The sequence below is a fragment of the Candidimonas nitroreducens genome, from assembly GCF_002209565.1.
Classification (GTDB): Bacteria; Pseudomonadota; Gammaproteobacteria; order Burkholderiales; family Burkholderiaceae_B; genus Candidimonas; species Candidimonas nitroreducens.
In genome coordinates this window covers 424,257-438,507 of the sequence record NZ_NJIH01000003.1, presented here as the reverse complement: position 1 = coordinate 438,507, position 14,251 = coordinate 424,257, and the positions used below count along the sequence as shown (strand labels likewise).

Here is a 14,251-nt window from a genome sequence, read left to right as displayed (position 1 = left end):
AATCCATTTCTAAATCAATCGTGTGCTTAGTCAGAATCATGCACTTAATCAGCTTCGCTTGCCGTATTAGGTGCGCTGTCTGCGCTTCGCTTGCGTGCGCGCTTGCGCATTCACGATCAATTCAAAAACGGAATTACACCACCAGCCCGAGCACAGAGCATCTGGGAAAACCAAGCCCGCCGAACCGGCCGGCGGCGCCGGCCTTGCCAATATCAGCTCTGGCGGATCAGCTCGCCCAGCACCGCGATACCCGAACGGATCTTGTCTTCGGGCACAGTGACGAAACTCAGGCGCATGGTGTTCGGGCGCACCGCGTCAGTATAAAACGGCGCACCCGGCACGAAGGCCACATTGCGCTCTACGGCACGCGCCAGCAGTTCGCCGCTGTCTATATGTTCGGGCAGCGTGACCCAGATGAACATCCCGCCCTCGGGGCGCGTCCAGCTGCAGGTGGCCGGGAAATGCTCGGCCATGGCATCCAGCATGAAACCGCACTGCTTGCGGTACAGCTCGCGCACGCTGGGCAAGTGCGTCGCCAGGAAGCCGCTTTTCACGGTTTCGTAAACGGCCATCTGCGTCAGCGTGGCGGTATGCAGGTCGGTGGCCTGCTTGATCTGCACCAGCTTGGAAATGATTTCACGCGACGCGGCAATATAGCCCAGGCGCAGGCCCGGGGCCAGCACCTTGGAAAATGAGCCGAGGCGGATCACGGTAGCCCCCACCGCGCGGCCCAGTCCGAGCAGGCCCGGCAGTGCCTCGCCGGCGTAACGCAGGTCGCCGTAGGGGTCGTCCTCGATAATAGGCAGGCCCACCGCGGCGCAGCGCTCGACCAGTTCCTGGCGTCGCTGCAGGTTCAGCGTCAGGCCGGTCGGGTTCTGGAAATTGGGCAGCGCATAGATGAAGCGCGCATCGCGCACGCGTTCATCGGTCAGGCCTTGCGGCATCAGGCCGCCCTGGTCGGTGGGCACCGACACGTAGGCGGGGTCGAACAGCGAGAACGATTGCAGCGCGCCCAGGTAGCTGGGGGCCTCGACCAGCACCTTGCTGCCCGGGTCGATGAACAACTTGCCCAGCATGTCCAGCGCCTGCTGCGAACCCGAGACGATCAGCACTTCATCGGGCGAGATATCATGCGCGCCGACACGCTTCAGGTCTTCCGCAACCCAGGCCCGCAGCGGCGCGTAGCCTTCGGTAGGGCCGTATTGCAGGGCCACCCGGCCCTGCTGGCTGAGCACGCGGTCGTATGCAGCCTGCATGACCTCTACCGGAAACCCCTGCGGCGCCGGCAGCCCGCCGGCAAAAGAAATGATCTCAGGCCTTTCAGTGACCTTGAGAATCTCGCGTATGGCCGAACTGGTAAGGTTGCAGGCGCGTTGCGAGAAGGCATAGCGGGACGGCGGTAGGGGGGCATTCATGATTCTGGGGAAGTATAAAGAGATACGACGCAAAAAGGCGCCAAGGGCGCCCGACAGTGTGTAGGCCCCTAGATTACTGCAAGTTTCAAGAATTTGCTGGCAGGAGGCCGCTGGCGGGGCAGCGGCCAGGCAAGGGATCCGGCCGCTCCAGCCTCACCGGGCATCGGGCAGGGCTGGCTATTGATTCTGTTTCTTGGCCATGCCCGACATGCCATTCGCCTAAGACTCGCCCAAGGGTGCAGTGCGTGCGTCGTAGCCATAGATCCATTGATAGCGATCGCCCACTTCTTTATTGCCCCATTCGCGCGCCACATATTGCGCGGAACCTTCCGGGTTGGCCAGTTCCGACGAATGCACACGCGTGACCTGGGCGGCCGAGCTGCGCACGATCTTTGCCGTACGTTCGCGCCGCGTGTTCTCATACAGCTGGAGCGCCTTCTCGATGCTTTCCTGGCACGCCTCGAAATAGCGCGCCAGCACCAGGCTATCCTCGATAGCAGAGTTACAGAGGAAAACTTTGCACGGCCGCGTAAGCCGCACGAACCGCCTGCCTGAAAGCGTCTCGAGAACTGATGATCAGCCTGGCTCGGCCAACAAGCTTTCGTATGGAATGCGAAGCCCGTCATGCAGCCGCCGTATCATGCGCAGCGTCAACGGGCGTTTCCTGTTCAGGATCTCGGATACCCTTCCGCTGGGGCCTATGAAAGGCTCCAGATCGCGCGGAGCCAGGCCCTGCTGATCCATTCTGAATTTGATCGCCTCGACGGGGTCGGCAGGGCCGATCGGGTAGTGCCGGTTTTCATAAGCTTCGATCAGAGCCACCAGGACATCCCTCAAGTCTGCATCGGGAGTTCCTTCTTCGGCTTGGAACACAGCCTCGAGACGCTGAAACGCTTGCTGCAGGTCATCGTCGTTGCGGATGGGATTAATATTCATTGACGGTCTCCACATCGATCAAATCGTATTCGGCGTGTGTACCAAGGAATTTGACCCAGACAATCTGCGCCTGATAATGCATTTGTACCACTAGACGGTATTTGTTCCCGCCTATGTTGAACACAACCCTGTTATTGCCACACATGCTTGCGCTACGGTATTGGTTCTTGATTGCCTGAGGCGATCGCCAGTTGGCTGCAAGCACCTCGTCATGCCAGCTTTCGAGTGGCCCTCGGGAGTCTTCACGCCCAGGCCGCTCCCAGAATTTTTTCAGGGTGCTCTTTGCGATGATCCTCACATCTTCACTCATTCTCCCGTTTTGGGAGAATTATACTAGGTCTCGGCCACCCTACTCAAGCCTGGAAAATACGCCGTCATAAATACATCATCCATACGTGGCACTTCACTCCGGCACCGCCGTCACGACAGAGTCATCCAGCAGCGCATAACTCTTCGAATCAGGCAGCTCGTAATGCCACCATTCCGTGGCGATGGAACAGAAACCCGCTTGCAGCATAATGCCCAGCAGCAAGCAGCGATTGCGCTGCACCTGCTGCGGCAGATCGTCGCGGTCGTGGTGCGAAAGGTCTTCCATGGCATCGAAGCCAGTACCCATGTCCAGCGGCTTGCCGTGCGCGTCCATCAGGGTCACGTCCACCGCCACGCCGCGCGTGTGATTCGACCCCTGACTGGCATCGGCGATATAGCGCGGGTCGGGGCATAGCGCCCAGAATATCTGCTGTGCGCGCGGCGGACGATACGCATCGAAGACCTTCAGCCTATAACCAGCGCGATACGCGGCACGCGCTGCGTGCAACAGGCACGCAGCCGCCTCCGGGCGCAAGGCGCAGCGCGCCTGCGCGTATACCGGGCGGCCGGCGAAATTGTTGGCGGTGGCATAGACTAAGTCTATGTCCACCCGGTATTGCGAGGAGGTGATTTCCACCAGCTCGCTGCCGGCCACGGAAGATGCCCCCGCGGGAAGGGCAGATGTTTCCGCGGTAAGCTGGGAGGCACCCCGCAAGGTGCCGGATTCCAGGTTTTCTTGCATATGTACTTGCGCCCTATCGCCTTGTCGCGCCACAAGGCGCAAGCCAGCATATCGGAAATATGCCGCCCGCTGTCATGGCTGAGCCGGTGTTGCGCCCCGGCCGCGCCGGAATCCTGAGCCCGCATACTGCCAGGCAGGTATCAGCCTCTATGCCGGCGACGCTCGCGCCTGATCAAATACACCAGCGCGCACAACAGAATCAGGGAGCAGGCCGCCCCCAGACCTATGAACAGCTCAATGATGGGAGTCGTAACCATGGCCACTCTCCATTTGGAATACCCCGGTAAGGGCCATACCTTGATTAGACTGCTTCTGGGGGCGGATTGCTAGTCCCTGGCAGGCATTGCGCCCCTGCCCGGAAGCGTACGCTGGGTAGCTCGGCAACAGTATTCAGAATTACGGTGGCAACCGCTGGGTATTTGCGCCGGGTATTTGAATCGGCCCGCACACCATGGAATGCTGCCGAGCGGCACGCTATCCATACCTTACGCGTATCGACTCCCGCAGCCAAATGACGCCGTTTTCAAGCTCTATACAATTGATTCCTACGAATCGATCCACAATCGCAGCAAACTGGCCCCGGCTTATCGGGGGCAGATCGTAGCGGACTCGCAGCTCATTCGTCCTCATCAAACCATCGTCCTCACCGATCTTGTTTCCTGCATCCCGGTTCTTCCATAGCGCCAATATCGCTATGGCTTCGTCTTTGCTGAAATCCTCTGCACTGCCTTTCCATAATTTGTTCCAGATATAGAGTCCGGCAAAGATCATCGACAATGCCGGTGCGAGGGGAGCCGTCGCGGCGCCAAGCCCAGCAAAATATATATCGGGAACGATATCGACAAGCTTGCGCCAGTTCAAAACCACATTGCCCGGCTTGCGAGATTCCGCCGAGGGCACATTACGCAACATATCAACCGTTATCAGCCCGAAGGTTATGTCTATCTTTTCTTCGGGCAGCCGCGGCGGCGTCACCCGCGCAAATGCCTTGATCGCAGCCTGGATCTGCTCGTCGGACAGGGTTTCGTGCGTGCGCTTCGCACCCTCTGCTGCCAGGCGTATCACCACGCGTTGCTCCGACGCAGCGTCTTCGTCGTATTCCATGACCACGCCCCCTCTTCTGGATCTGATTATGACAGTGATTGTGGAAGCCAACATTTAACCGGGAAGGCTGTTCACAACCGGAGAAATCCGCCGCCCGCAAGACATCTTGGCAACAATAAGATCAAACATTTCCTGGCAATACTCGCAGCTTACCGCCAATAAATACATTGGAAATTCCGCATCGCAACAGGGCTGGCTGAATTTGCCCAATGGTCGCGAGGCTGGCCAGAGGGTACAACCGGCGATGTGCCCAACCCATCAGCAGGCATACAGGCAACCGGACATGTGGAAGCGATGGTGCTCCTGACCCTGCGGTCACACGCGCCCGACATCACGGTGGCGGGCCGACCAGTCGCGTGATCTCGATCGCCAGTCTGGCACGGAATGGCACTTTTCCAACTAGAGAATAGTATCACTAAGTGGCATAATATCCATGGCACAGCAATCGTTCATAACTCGCCATTTCCAACGCTGGATGCGCAAGATAAACCTGACCGAGAAGGCCTTGTGCAAGGCCGTCATCGAAATGCATCAAGGTCTGATTGACGCCGACCTTGGCGGCTGTGTCGTCAAGAAGCGTGTCCCTGTTGAAGGGCGAGGGAAGCGCAAAGGCATGCGCACACTGGTCGCGACCAACAAGGGGGATCGCTGGTTTTTCATGTTCGGGTTTGCCAAGAACGTCAGAGCCAATGTCAACGACACAGAACTGGAAGCGCTGCAATCCCTAGCTGCCGACCTGCTGCAATTGACACAAGCGCAATTGAAGGAAGCCGTCGAGGACGGATCGTTACAGGAAATCTGCCGTGACCAGTAAGACCAAACTAAAAAGCCCCGTCCTTGCCGCCGTGCACGAGACGGCCAGCGGCCTGCATCGCAAAGGGCTCATCACCAAACGCCGGATGCGCCAGTATGATGCACTCTGCCTTGAGCCAATTCCCGCCTACGACAGCGAAGAAATCAGAACCATGCGCAAGAAGCTCAAGGTCAGCCAAGCGGTGCTGGCAGCAATACTCAACACCAGCGTTTCGACCATTCGAAAATGGGAGCAAGGCGACAAAAAGCCCAGCGGCCCATCGCTAAAGCTTTTGAATTTGCTAGACCGAAAAGGGTTGGAGGCCGTTCTTTGAAGGGCGGATCACGGCCAGAAGCAGTCAATCGGACAAAGGAAATGCAGTCGTTCAACGTTTGAGGTAACCGGCGTGTGGTAGGCACGTCCGGTTGACCAAGAGGTTAGGCGTCAGGCCACTCCGCGGATTCGATTGAGTTGTTCCATAAACATTTTCAGGTCTTGGTCTGGAATATCAAGCACAAACGCCAGCTTGTTGCCAAGGCCTCCAAACGAGGTTCCCATCAGAGTGCCAGTCATGTTATCTCGAATGATCGTTCGATCATGGATTTCGGTCGTCGGCCAGTACGACACCTGGGTACCTCTGCCTCGAACCCGATCATTGAATTTCTTGAGTATCCGCTTGTTAGGATCAGGGAGAATGAATAGCTCAAGCTTTTTGAGTTCCCGCGGGATGTAGTCAACGATGTAATCGGTGTACTTCTTCTCGGAGGGAAATGCCTTGTTTGGACCGTCCCACTGCAGAAAGTAGGGATCGGTGATGATCAGCCATTCGTTCGAATGAGATTTCTTCTTGAGGTACTTGTGATCGCGTTCCACCTCACCGGATACGCCGGTGAGCATATGAATGACTTGGCCTCTGTCTTCGGTGTAGGCACAGCGTACGGGCTTGTCGCGACTCCGCAAAACCTCTTCACGAAGGCTTCGGATCTGTGACTCTACCTCCAGTAAGTGCCGATGAACACCCAGACTGCTCATGGGATAGATGAACCGGCGTTGCATTTCCTCGGGATACAGTCGATCTTCACGTAGGGCAGCAAGGATCTGCTCTAGCTCAGCAATCAGTTCTTGTCGGGCGGATGGCAATGTACGCTCCTGCTGGTTGGGGGGCCTAACGTAATGTATCCCGCAAAACGTGCGGAATAACCTGGGCGATGCGGGATATCCTAGGCATGATTTCCTCCGCAAAGTGGCTTGCAGCCTAGCTTAGCAATCGATAAGCCGTGTAGAAACACAGATATAAAGTTTTCATGGCTCCCGGTACGCCTGTTTTGCGTTAGATACGACTGCTGGATCAGTTCCGCGAGCGCGTTCGCTACCTTCTTCACTATAGCCTCGGTATTGAGATAGCTTAACTGTACTGAGCTCGCTTTTTCATTCGTTGGCATGGTCGTGCAGAGGATATGACAGTCCACTTTGCGGTTGATGAATGGCCGTCTCTTGCGGGTCGGAAGCCGCCGTCCGTTATCACTATGTCTTGCGGCGTGAATTATCTCGCTCGCAAAGAAATTGTAGACGTCGGAGCGCCTCGGCCGCTCTTATGAGCTGGTTCTGTCCGCATTAAGTCAATGACCACACGCTACACCGTCGCCCCCCACGAAATGGAACTCGTCGCCGTGCGTGCGCAGGGCGCGGGTGGGCAGAATGTGAACAAAGTGTCGAGCGCTATCCATTTGCGTTTTGACGTGCGAGCTTCCGGGCTGCCCGAAGTGCTGAAGAATCGCCTATTGGCACTCCACGACCGGCGAGTGACACGCGATGGCGTGATCATTATCAAGGCGCAGGAATACCGCACCCAGGAGCAGAATCGCGCCGCGGCGCTGGAGCGCCTCGAAGCATTGATCGCCAGCGTTCGCACAACCCGCAAAGTCCGTGTGCCAACGCGTCCGACCCGGGCATCGCAGCGGCGTCGCCTTGAGAACAAGGCGCAATGCAGCGAGGTGAAAGCAGGACGAGGGCGTGTGTCCGACTGAATAAGCCGGAGTCATCGCCCGTCTGTTTCAAGCGGATTCGTCCGTTGAAAAGCACAATTAAAAGCGCTATTGTGAGAGCTACTAATAATACTTCTTGAGGAAGCTATATATGGCTCACACCGTTCTCGCTGAAACGACGGCCAGCGTTTCCGAACTCAAGCGCAACCCCATGGGCACCGTGGCGGCGGGCGAAGGGGCGCCTGTAGCCATTCTCAACCGCAACGAGCCCGCGTTCTATTGCGTCCCTGCAAAAGCCTATGAAGCCCTGCTGAACCGACTGGAAGACCTTGAGCTGAACGCTATCGCCGATGCTCGCCAAGGCCAAGCGGAAATCGAGGCCTCCCTGGATGACCTATAGGCTGAAGTTCAAAGACGAGGCCTTGAAAGAATGGCACAAGCTCGACAGCACACTGCGCGAACAATTCAAGAAAAAGCTTGCTGAGCGTGTGCACGACCCACGCGTGCCAGCTGCCAAACTGTCTGGCCACGCCGATCGGTACAAAATCAAGCTGAAATCTAGTGGCTATCGGCTGGTTTATGAAGTACGCGACGTAGAGGTCGTCGTAGTCGTAGTCGTTGTCGCCGTCGTCAAGCGCGAACGCAATGCGGCCTATGCCACAGCAGCCAAGCACTGATGCTCGGCAACGAAGATAGGTAGTAAGACGGAGCGACATGACTATTCTCGACACAAACCACATCGACAACTGGCATGCCCATGTCTATTTCGACGCGGCAAGCCGCGATGCCGCCTGGGCTTTCCGGCAGGAGATCGATCGACGTTTCGGCGCTTCCGTGCAACTCGGCCGGTTTCACGAACGCCCGGTCGGGCCTCATCCGCAGTGGTCGTTTCAGATTGCGTTTACTGTGGGTTGTTTCACGGAATTGATCAGTTGGTTGACGCTGAACCACGGCGCTCTCGATATTTTCGTGCATCCCAATACGGGTGACGCCGTGCGCGATCATCGCGATTCTGCGGCCTGGATCGGCCGCTCTTACGATCTGGTTCTGTCCGCATTAAGTCAATGACCACACGCTACACCGTCGCTCCTCACGAAATTGAACTTGTCGCCGTGCGTGCACAGGGCGCGGGTGGGCAGAATGTGAACAAAGTGTCGAGCGCTATCCATTTGCGTTTTGACGTGCGGGCTTCCGGGTTGCCGGAAGCGCTGAAAAAGCGTCTATTGGCACTTCACGACCGACGCGTGACACGCGATGGTGTGATCATCATCAAGGCGCAGGAATACCGTACTCAGGAGCAGAATCGCGCCGCAGCGCTGGAGCGCCTCGAAGCCTTGATCGCCAGCGTTTGCACCACCCGCAAAGTCCGTGTGGCAACGCGCCCGACCCGGGCATCGCAGCGGCGCCGCCTCGAAAACAAGGCGCGTCGCAGCGAGGTGAAAGCGGGACGGGAGCGCGTGGCCTAAGGAAGACTTCAAAGCATTTAGCGTTCACCGGCCTCACGGCGTAGAGTTGGCAAACCGACGCCCGCTGCATCGAATCCGCCGTCGACGGCGAGCACTTGGCCATTCACATAGCTGGCGTCCGGTGTGCACAAAAAACCGACCGCCGACGCAATTTCTTCCATAGTGCCATAGCGGCCGAGCGGAATACTGTCGTAATAGTCGGCCCGAATTGCTGCCGAATGGACTTTCTTGGCCATTTCGGTTTCGACGGGCCCTGGCGCGATTGCGTTGACCCGGATTCCCATGGTTCCGAATTCAACCGCCTGCTGGCGCGTAAGGTGGATGAGCGCTGCCTTACTGGTGCCATAGGCAACGCGCAAGGTGCTGGCGCGCAATCCCGAGATCGACGCGATGTTGACGATTGAACCGCCGCCGTTCTTTAACATCACGGGCACGCAGGCTTGCGAGCAGAGGAAGGCGCCATCCAGGTTTGTCGCCATTACGTAGCGCCATTCTTCGAACGAGGTCGTGCCCAAGGTCTTGAACACAGCAACGCCGGCATTGTTCACCAGCGCATCGATGCGGCCAAAGTGCGCCTCGACCCGCGCCACGGTCTCTTGCACTTGCTCGGGGCTCGACACGTCACAGGGCAGCGCAAGTACGCGCTTGTCACCTTGATATTCGAGTGCGGCTTTTGTGAGTTCCTCGGCATCGATGTCGAGCATGGCCACCTGGTGGCCGTGAGCCAGAAACCATCGAATGGTTGCGAGCCCGATGCCGCGCGCGGCGCCGGTTACGACACAGACCGGTAAAGAGGAGTAGAGAATTGTCATATTAAGTTTTGAAGATATTTAAAGCTGTTGGAGATAATCAGGGTTTGCGCCGCAATTCAAAGCAAGGCAGCTAAACCCACAGCCGCCCCAACACCCATTGCGCCACCCCTTACAAGTGCGACGCGTCTGTTCTCCAGACCGCGGGAGGCTTTGTACCCGGCGAAGTGTCAAGTTCTTGCTTCGTTTTGATTAAACCTCAAGGTGGCATCTTACGCCCCTTGGAAACAGGGGCTGGTGCGATAGCGGAACTCATCAGAGCGCGACGTATGACTTCCAAAGACGGCCTGATATTGCCCGAACCGGCCACGCAGATGGCCTCATAGCTCCTGTTCACTGGGGTTGGCCTTGACCCTCATACTCATAGGGAGGAACAGGAGTTATTGTCACTGAAAACCTGTGGATAAGCCCGTTTCGGAACAGATCTTATTGTCGCTGAATGGCTGGCATAGAGCTTATTGCCACGGAACAGAACTTTATTGTCAGTGACCATTGGGTATCGTGGCTAAGCAACGGCTGACCAGCAATTGCCAACTTCCCGCAATTAATGAATAATTGTATATACAAAACAATTGCGCCTTTTCGCATTTGCCGGGCATGGCGTAACGCCCTGCTATTGCGTGGCTCTGCAGCCCCGTGCCGTGCGGGCGCGCAGCGCGACACCGTCGCAACGAATCATCGAGACAGTCTCATGACAGATCGGCCACAGCTCCATGCAGCAGCCTCGCGCGCGCAGTTGATTCGCGCAACTGAGCTGCGCGCGGCGCCTTGGAAAAATGGCGGCGGGGTGACGCGTGAGATTGTCTGCGAGCCGCCGGGCGCGGGCTATGACACTTTTCTTTGGCGCATCAGTGTGGCCGATGTGGAACGGCCCGGGCCGTTCTCGCGCTTTCCGGAGATCGACCGCAGCATTGTGCTGCTGCGGGGCGGGCCTATGCTGCTGCTCACCGGGGACGGCGGCGCTTATGAGGGTGGTGTTCATGAACGTGGCGGCGCGCATGCGAGCAGCGGCGCAAATGAGAACGGCAACATCCATGAACTGGGCCGCTGGGAACCCTGGCATTTTGCCGGCGAGGCCGCGGTAAGCGCGCAGTTGCCGGCCGGCCCCACGCGGGACTTCAATGTAATGAGTCGGCGCGGCGCAATCGCTGCACGGATCACGGTACAACAATTGCCCCAAACGTTGGTGTTGGGCTCAAGTTCGGGCATAAGAACAAACACAGGTACAGATGCAGGCATAGGTACGGGTACGGGTACGGGTACGGGTACGGGTACGGGTACGGGTACGGCAATACTGTATTGCGCGGCCGGCACCTGCGCGGTGACGCCGCTGGATGCGGATTGGCCAGACGCTGCAGGGCTGCCTGCAGCGCGTGCTCGGCTGGAGTTGAGCGAGGGCGACACGCTGCGCCTGGATATGGTGGCCGGTACGGCGCTTACGCTGGCCGTGGATATGGCCGAACCGGCCGCACGCCTGATCGATGTACGTCTGGAAGCCTCAGAGCCACGTACGGATACCGCTCGCGACACCCAGGCCGCTACCGACAACTCGGCCATAACCGGTACCGGCAACGACATTAGCACCACCACAGAGGCCACCACATGACAGAGGCCGCCACATGAGCACTATGACGCTGTGGACTCACGCCCGGGTGGCGCCGGCCGCGGATCCGGAACATGTCATCGACGATGCCGTCATAGCGGTGCGCGACGACACGGTGGAATGGTGCGGGCCGGCGCAAGAATTGCCAGAGGCCTTGCGCGACGTGGGCGATCGGCGCCACTTGGCGGGCGCGCTGGTTACGCCGGGGCTGATCGACTGCCACACGCATCTGGTGTACGGCGGCAATCGCGCCGAGGAGTTTGCGCAGCGGCTGGCGGGCGCCAGCTATGAAGAGATTGCGCGCCGCGGCGGCGGTATTGTTTCGACGGTGCGTGCCACGCGCGCCGCAAGCGAGGAAGCGCTGTACGACAGTGCGCTGCGGCGGCTGGATGCGCTGCGAGGCGAGGGCGTGACGGCCATGGAAATCAAGTCGGGCTATGGGCTGGATCTGGAGACGGAACGCAAGATGCTGCGCGTGGCGCGGCGCCTGGGCGAGACTCGGCCAGTAACTGTCAGCACGACGTTTCTGGGCGCGCACGCCCTGCCGCCGGAATATGCGGGACGGCCCGACGAATACATCGATCTGGTCTGTGGCGTAATGCTGCCGGCGCTGGCACGCGAAGGTCTGGTCGATGCGGTGGATGTGTTCTGTGAAAACATAGGCTTCAGCCTGGCGCAGTCCGAGCGGGTGCTGCAGGCAGCGCGCGGGCTGGGACTGCCGGTAAAGATACACGCGGAACAACTGTCGCTGATGGGCGGCAGCGCGATGGCGGCCGGCTATGGCGCATTGTCGGCCGACCATCTGGAATACCTGGACGAGGCGGGGGTGCAGGCGCTGCGTGCCGCGGGCACGGTGGCGGTGCTGTTGCCTGGCGCTTATTACTTCATCCGCGAAACACAGCTGCCGCCGCTGAACCTGCTGCGCCGGCACGGCGTGCCGATGGCGATTGCCACCGACAGCAATCCGGGCACGTCGCCCACTACGTCGCTGCTGCTGATGCTGAACATGGCCTGCACGCTGTTTCGCATGACGGTGCGCGAGGCGCTGGCGGGGGTGACGACGCACGCTGCGCGTGCACTGGGCCACCCGCAGGTGCGCGGGCGGCTGGAGCCCGGCGCGCCGGCCGACTTCGTGGTCTGGAACGTGGACACGCTGGCCGAGCTGGCCTACTGGAGCGGCCTGGATCGCTGCCGCCTGGTGGTGCGCCATGGCGAGGTGGCCCTGGACAAGCGAGGGCGCACGGCATGAGTATGGCTGCGCAACGGTACGAAAGGCGCTCCGCTTGCTCGAGCAAGGATGCCGCGCGGCAGGAAGAGGGCCGTCCATCTATCGCAATCACCGAAGCGGTCAAAGGACGCAGGCGACATCTGCTTGTGCAGATGCGGTGCAGCGGCATAGGGGCCAATCAGTGAGCGCAGGAACCGGACAGGCGGCGATCCAGCAGGCAGAGGCGCTTATGCCCGGCGCGCTGTACGCGCCCTACGCCTGGCTGCAGGGCCGCTGGGAACCCGAGGTGCTGCTGCAATGGAACGAGCACGGCACGCTGACGGCGGTACGCAGCCACGTGTCGGCGACGGAAGCTGAAGGCCTGCCGAGCTTGCGGCAGGTGCGTGGGCCGGTGCTGCCGGGCATGCCGAATCTGCATTCGCACGCCTTCCAGGCGGCGTTGGCGGGGCTGACTGAATATCGCGCCAATGCCGCCGACAGTTTCTGGAGCTGGCGTGACCTGATGTACCGCTATGCGGCGCGGCTGTCGCCGGAAAGCATGGGCGCGATCGCGCGCTGGCTGTATATCGAGATGCTGAAGGCGGGCTATACCTCGGTGTGCGAATTCCATTACGTGCACCATGGCGCGGACGGCGTGCCTTACGCGCGACCGGCCGAGCTGGCGGCGTGCGTCGCTACGGCGGCCGAGGCGTCGGGCCTGGGCCTGACGCTGCTGCCGGTGCTGTATCAGTACAGCGGCTTCGGCAGTCAGGCGCCGCGCGCCGACCAACGGCGCTTCATCAATACGCCCGAAGGCTTGCTGCGGCTGCTGGAAGGCCTGCGCGCGGAATATCCCGAGACGCCGCAGCGCCGCTACGGCGTGGCGCCGCACTCGCTTCGGGCAGTGGATGCCGGCGGCTTGGCGGCGCTGTTGGAAGGACTGGATCAGGTCTTGCCTGGTGAGCCTGATCCGGACTCATCTTCAGGTACATACGGAAAGGATGCCGCCCAGGCGGGTGTCCGCCCTGCAGGCGCGATCCAAGCCAGCACGCACGAACCCAGCCATATGTCAGGCACCTCTCACGGCACGGCCCAAACAGCGGCTACCCTGCCCGGCACAACCACGCCGGGAGCCCCTTTGCCGGGCGCCCCTACGCCGGGTGCCCCTGTGCCGGGTGCCCCCAAATCCGGGGCGCCTGTACACATACACGTAGCCGAGCAGACCGGCGAGGTGCAGGCCTGCCTGGACAGCCTGGGCGCGCGCCCGGTGCAGTGGCTGCTGGACAAGTTCCCGGTGGATCGCCGCTGGTGCCTGGTGCATGCGACCCACATGGATACCGCGGAAACCGCCGCGCTGGTGGCGAGCGGCGCCGTGGCGGGGCTGTGCCCGACGACCGAGGCCAATCTGGGGGACGGGATTTTTCCTGCCGCGCCATACCTGGAGGCCGGCGGGGTTTATGGCATCGGCTCGGACAGCCACATCGGCGTGGACTGGCGATCCGAGCTGCGGCTGCTGGAATATGGGCAGCGCCTGCTGCGCCACGAACGCAATGTGCTGGCCAGCGCCGCGCAACCGTGGGTGGCCGACCGGCTATTCGACGCGGCCGCCGCGGGCGGCGCGCAGGCCGGCGGCCGCGCCACGGGCTGGCTGGCGCCGGGCCGGCGCGCCGATTTCATGGTGCTGGACGCGGATCACCCCGCGCTGGCGGGCAGGCCGCCGCAGGCCTGGCTATCTGGCGTGGTGTTCGGAGAGCTGGGCGGAACGCCGATACGCGATGTGTATGTGGGCGGCGTGCAGCGAGTGGCCGACGGCCACCACGCCGATGAAGACCAGGCCCGCGCGGACTATCGCCGCGCGCTGGGCTCTCTGCTGGGTTGATTC

18 protein-coding genes are annotated in these 14,251 nt (G+C 60.3%); 10 read left to right on the top strand and 8 right to left on the bottom strand.

Annotated features, from left to right (window positions below):
• Nucleotides 1-212: 212 nt before the first annotated feature.
• The 6 genes from CEY11_RS05690 to CEY11_RS05665 all read right to left on the bottom strand — a co-directional run bounded on the left by CEY11_RS05690 (nucleotide 213) and on the right by CEY11_RS05665 (nucleotide 4,506).
• Nucleotides 213-1,415 (bottom strand): aminotransferase-like domain-containing protein, encoded by a 1,203-nt coding sequence (locus tag CEY11_RS05690; protein ID WP_088602381.1) that lies wholly within the window; start codon nucleotides 1,413-1,415, stop codon nucleotides 213-215.
• Nucleotides 1,416-1,634: 219 nt separating this feature from the next.
• Nucleotides 1,635-1,895, bottom strand: a complete 261-nt coding sequence (locus CEY11_RS05685; RefSeq protein WP_088602380.1) for a hypothetical protein — start codon at nucleotides 1,893-1,895, stop codon at nucleotides 1,635-1,637.
• A gap of 96 nt (nucleotides 1,896-1,991) precedes the next feature.
• A complete protein-coding gene (locus tag CEY11_RS05680) occupies nucleotides 1,992-2,351 on the bottom strand; it encodes a helix-turn-helix domain-containing protein (protein WP_088602379.1) in 360 nt (119 codons plus the stop codon).
• The gene (locus CEY11_RS05675; RefSeq protein ID WP_332888356.1) at nucleotides 2,341-2,661 is read right to left on the bottom strand and encodes a type II toxin-antitoxin system HigB family toxin; all 321 of its coding nucleotides are present in this window, start codon (nucleotides 2,659-2,661) and stop codon (nucleotides 2,341-2,343) included. The genes CEY11_RS05680 and CEY11_RS05675 overlap by 11 nt, the downstream gene beginning before the upstream one ends.
• Before the next feature lie 93 nt (nucleotides 2,662-2,754).
• Nucleotides 2,755-3,402 (bottom strand): D-alanyl-D-alanine dipeptidase, encoded by a 648-nt coding sequence (gene ddpX / locus CEY11_RS05670; RefSeq protein WP_198958836.1) that lies wholly within the window; start codon nucleotides 3,400-3,402, stop codon nucleotides 2,755-2,757.
• Nucleotides 3,403-3,876: 474 nt separating this feature from the next.
• Complete coding sequence (locus tag CEY11_RS05665) at nucleotides 3,877-4,506, bottom strand: hypothetical protein (protein WP_088602377.1); 630 nt, start codon at nucleotides 4,504-4,506, stop codon at nucleotides 3,877-3,879.
• 433 nt (nucleotides 4,507-4,939) lie between these two features.
• Here CEY11_RS05665 and CEY11_RS05660 point away from each other — a divergent pair, with 433 nt between their 5' ends.
• Nucleotides 4,940-5,320, top strand: coding sequence for a type II toxin-antitoxin system RelE/ParE family toxin (locus CEY11_RS05660; RefSeq protein WP_088602376.1), 381 nt, complete (start codon nucleotides 4,940-4,942; stop codon nucleotides 5,318-5,320).
• Entirely contained in the window at nucleotides 5,310-5,633 is a 324-nt protein-coding gene (locus tag CEY11_RS05655; RefSeq protein WP_233154730.1) for a helix-turn-helix domain-containing protein, read from the top strand. The genes CEY11_RS05660 and CEY11_RS05655 overlap by 11 nt, the downstream gene beginning before the upstream one ends.
• A gap of 110 nt (nucleotides 5,634-5,743) precedes the next feature.
• Here the strand turns inward: CEY11_RS05655 and CEY11_RS05650 are convergent, their stop codons facing one another.
• Nucleotides 5,744-6,439, bottom strand: a complete 696-nt coding sequence (locus CEY11_RS05650) for a hypothetical protein (protein WP_088602375.1) — start codon at nucleotides 6,437-6,439, stop codon at nucleotides 5,744-5,746.
• A gap of 482 nt (nucleotides 6,440-6,921) precedes the next feature.
• Here CEY11_RS05650 and arfB (CEY11_RS05645) point away from each other — a divergent pair, with 482 nt between their 5' ends.
• The 5 genes from arfB (CEY11_RS05645) to arfB (CEY11_RS05625) all read left to right on the top strand — a co-directional run bounded on the left by arfB (CEY11_RS05645) (nucleotide 6,922) and on the right by arfB (CEY11_RS05625) (nucleotide 8,750).
• Nucleotides 6,922-7,326, top strand: a complete 405-nt coding sequence (arfB, locus tag CEY11_RS05645; RefSeq protein ID WP_088602374.1) for an alternative ribosome rescue aminoacyl-tRNA hydrolase ArfB — start codon at nucleotides 6,922-6,924, stop codon at nucleotides 7,324-7,326.
• Nucleotides 7,327-7,435: 109 nt separating this feature from the next.
• Entirely contained in the window at nucleotides 7,436-7,684 is a 249-nt protein-coding gene (locus CEY11_RS05640; RefSeq protein WP_088602373.1) for a type II toxin-antitoxin system Phd/YefM family antitoxin, read from the top strand.
• Nucleotides 7,674-7,961, top strand: coding sequence for a type II toxin-antitoxin system RelE family toxin (locus tag CEY11_RS05635; protein WP_088602372.1), 288 nt, complete (start codon nucleotides 7,674-7,676; stop codon nucleotides 7,959-7,961). The genes CEY11_RS05640 and CEY11_RS05635 overlap by 11 nt, the downstream gene beginning before the upstream one ends.
• A gap of 37 nt (nucleotides 7,962-7,998) precedes the next feature.
• Nucleotides 7,999-8,352, top strand: coding sequence for a DOPA 4,5-dioxygenase family protein (locus CEY11_RS05630; RefSeq protein WP_088602371.1), 354 nt, complete (start codon nucleotides 7,999-8,001; stop codon nucleotides 8,350-8,352).
• Complete coding sequence (gene arfB / locus CEY11_RS05625; RefSeq protein ID WP_088602370.1) at nucleotides 8,349-8,750, top strand: alternative ribosome rescue aminoacyl-tRNA hydrolase ArfB; 402 nt, start codon at nucleotides 8,349-8,351, stop codon at nucleotides 8,748-8,750. The genes CEY11_RS05630 and arfB (CEY11_RS05625) overlap by 4 nt, the downstream gene beginning before the upstream one ends.
• 17 nt (nucleotides 8,751-8,767) lie before the next feature.
• On the opposite strand, the gene CEY11_RS05620 is transcribed toward arfB (CEY11_RS05625), so the two are convergent.
• Nucleotides 8,768-9,562: an SDR family NAD(P)-dependent oxidoreductase gene (locus tag CEY11_RS05620; RefSeq protein ID WP_088602369.1), complete on the bottom strand. Its 795-nt coding sequence runs from the start codon at nucleotides 9,560-9,562 to the stop codon at nucleotides 8,768-8,770.
• A 688-nt stretch (nucleotides 9,563-10,250) separates the two neighbouring features.
• On the opposite strand from CEY11_RS05620, the gene CEY11_RS05615 reads away from it, so the two are divergent.
• From CEY11_RS05615 to CEY11_RS25660, 3 genes are all read left to right on the top strand, one after another.
• Nucleotides 10,251-11,165 carry a HutD/Ves family protein gene (locus CEY11_RS05615; protein WP_088602368.1) on the top strand — a complete coding sequence of 305 codons (915 nt, stop codon included), beginning with the start codon at nucleotides 10,251-10,253 and terminating at the stop codon, nucleotides 11,163-11,165.
• 13 nt (nucleotides 11,166-11,178) lie between these two features.
• Nucleotides 11,179-12,411, top strand: a complete 1,233-nt coding sequence (hutI, locus tag CEY11_RS05610; RefSeq protein WP_408608102.1) for an imidazolonepropionase — start codon at nucleotides 11,179-11,181, stop codon at nucleotides 12,409-12,411.
• A gap of 208 nt (nucleotides 12,412-12,619) precedes the next feature.
• A complete protein-coding gene (locus CEY11_RS25660; RefSeq protein ID WP_233154764.1) occupies nucleotides 12,620-14,248 on the top strand; it encodes a formimidoylglutamate deiminase in 1,629 nt (542 codons plus the stop codon).
• Nucleotides 14,249-14,251: the final 3 nt, after the last annotated feature.

Coding starts and splice junctions, on each gene's coding strand:
- CEY11_RS25660 (WP_233154764.1), top strand. CDS start 12,620: ATGCCCGGCGCGCTGTACGCGCCCTACGCCTGGCTGCAGGGCCGCTGG.
- CEY11_RS05690 (WP_088602381.1), bottom strand. CDS start 1,415: ATGAATGCCCCCCTACCGCCGTCCCGCTATGCCTTCTCGCAACGCGCC.
- CEY11_RS05615 (WP_088602368.1), top strand. CDS start 10,251: ATGACAGATCGGCCACAGCTCCATGCAGCAGCCTCGCGCGCGCAGTTG.
- CEY11_RS05630 (WP_088602371.1), top strand. CDS start 7,999: ATGACTATTCTCGACACAAACCACATCGACAACTGGCATGCCCATGTC.
- CEY11_RS05640 (WP_088602373.1), top strand. CDS start 7,436: ATGGCTCACACCGTTCTCGCTGAAACGACGGCCAGCGTTTCCGAACTC.
- CEY11_RS05665 (WP_088602377.1), bottom strand. CDS start 4,506: ATGGAATACGACGAAGACGCTGCGTCGGAGCAACGCGTGGTGATACGC.
- arfB (WP_088602370.1), top strand. CDS start 8,349: ATGACCACACGCTACACCGTCGCTCCTCACGAAATTGAACTTGTCGCC.
- arfB (WP_088602374.1), top strand. CDS start 6,922: ATGACCACACGCTACACCGTCGCCCCCCACGAAATGGAACTCGTCGCC.
- CEY11_RS05660 (WP_088602376.1), top strand. CDS start 4,940: ATGGCACAGCAATCGTTCATAACTCGCCATTTCCAACGCTGGATGCGC.
- CEY11_RS05635 (WP_088602372.1), top strand. CDS start 7,674: ATGACCTATAGGCTGAAGTTCAAAGACGAGGCCTTGAAAGAATGGCAC.
- hutI (WP_408608102.1), top strand. CDS start 11,179: ATGAGCACTATGACGCTGTGGACTCACGCCCGGGTGGCGCCGGCCGCG.
- CEY11_RS05680 (WP_088602379.1), bottom strand. CDS start 2,351: ATGAATATTAATCCCATCCGCAACGACGATGACCTGCAGCAAGCGTTT.
- CEY11_RS05620 (WP_088602369.1), bottom strand. CDS start 9,562: ATGACAATTCTCTACTCCTCTTTACCGGTCTGTGTCGTAACCGGCGCC.
- ddpX (WP_198958836.1), bottom strand. CDS start 3,402: ATGCAAGAAAACCTGGAATCCGGCACCTTGCGGGGTGCCTCCCAGCTT.
- CEY11_RS05675 (WP_332888356.1), bottom strand. CDS start 2,661: ATGAGTGAAGATGTGAGGATCATCGCAAAGAGCACCCTGAAAAAATTC.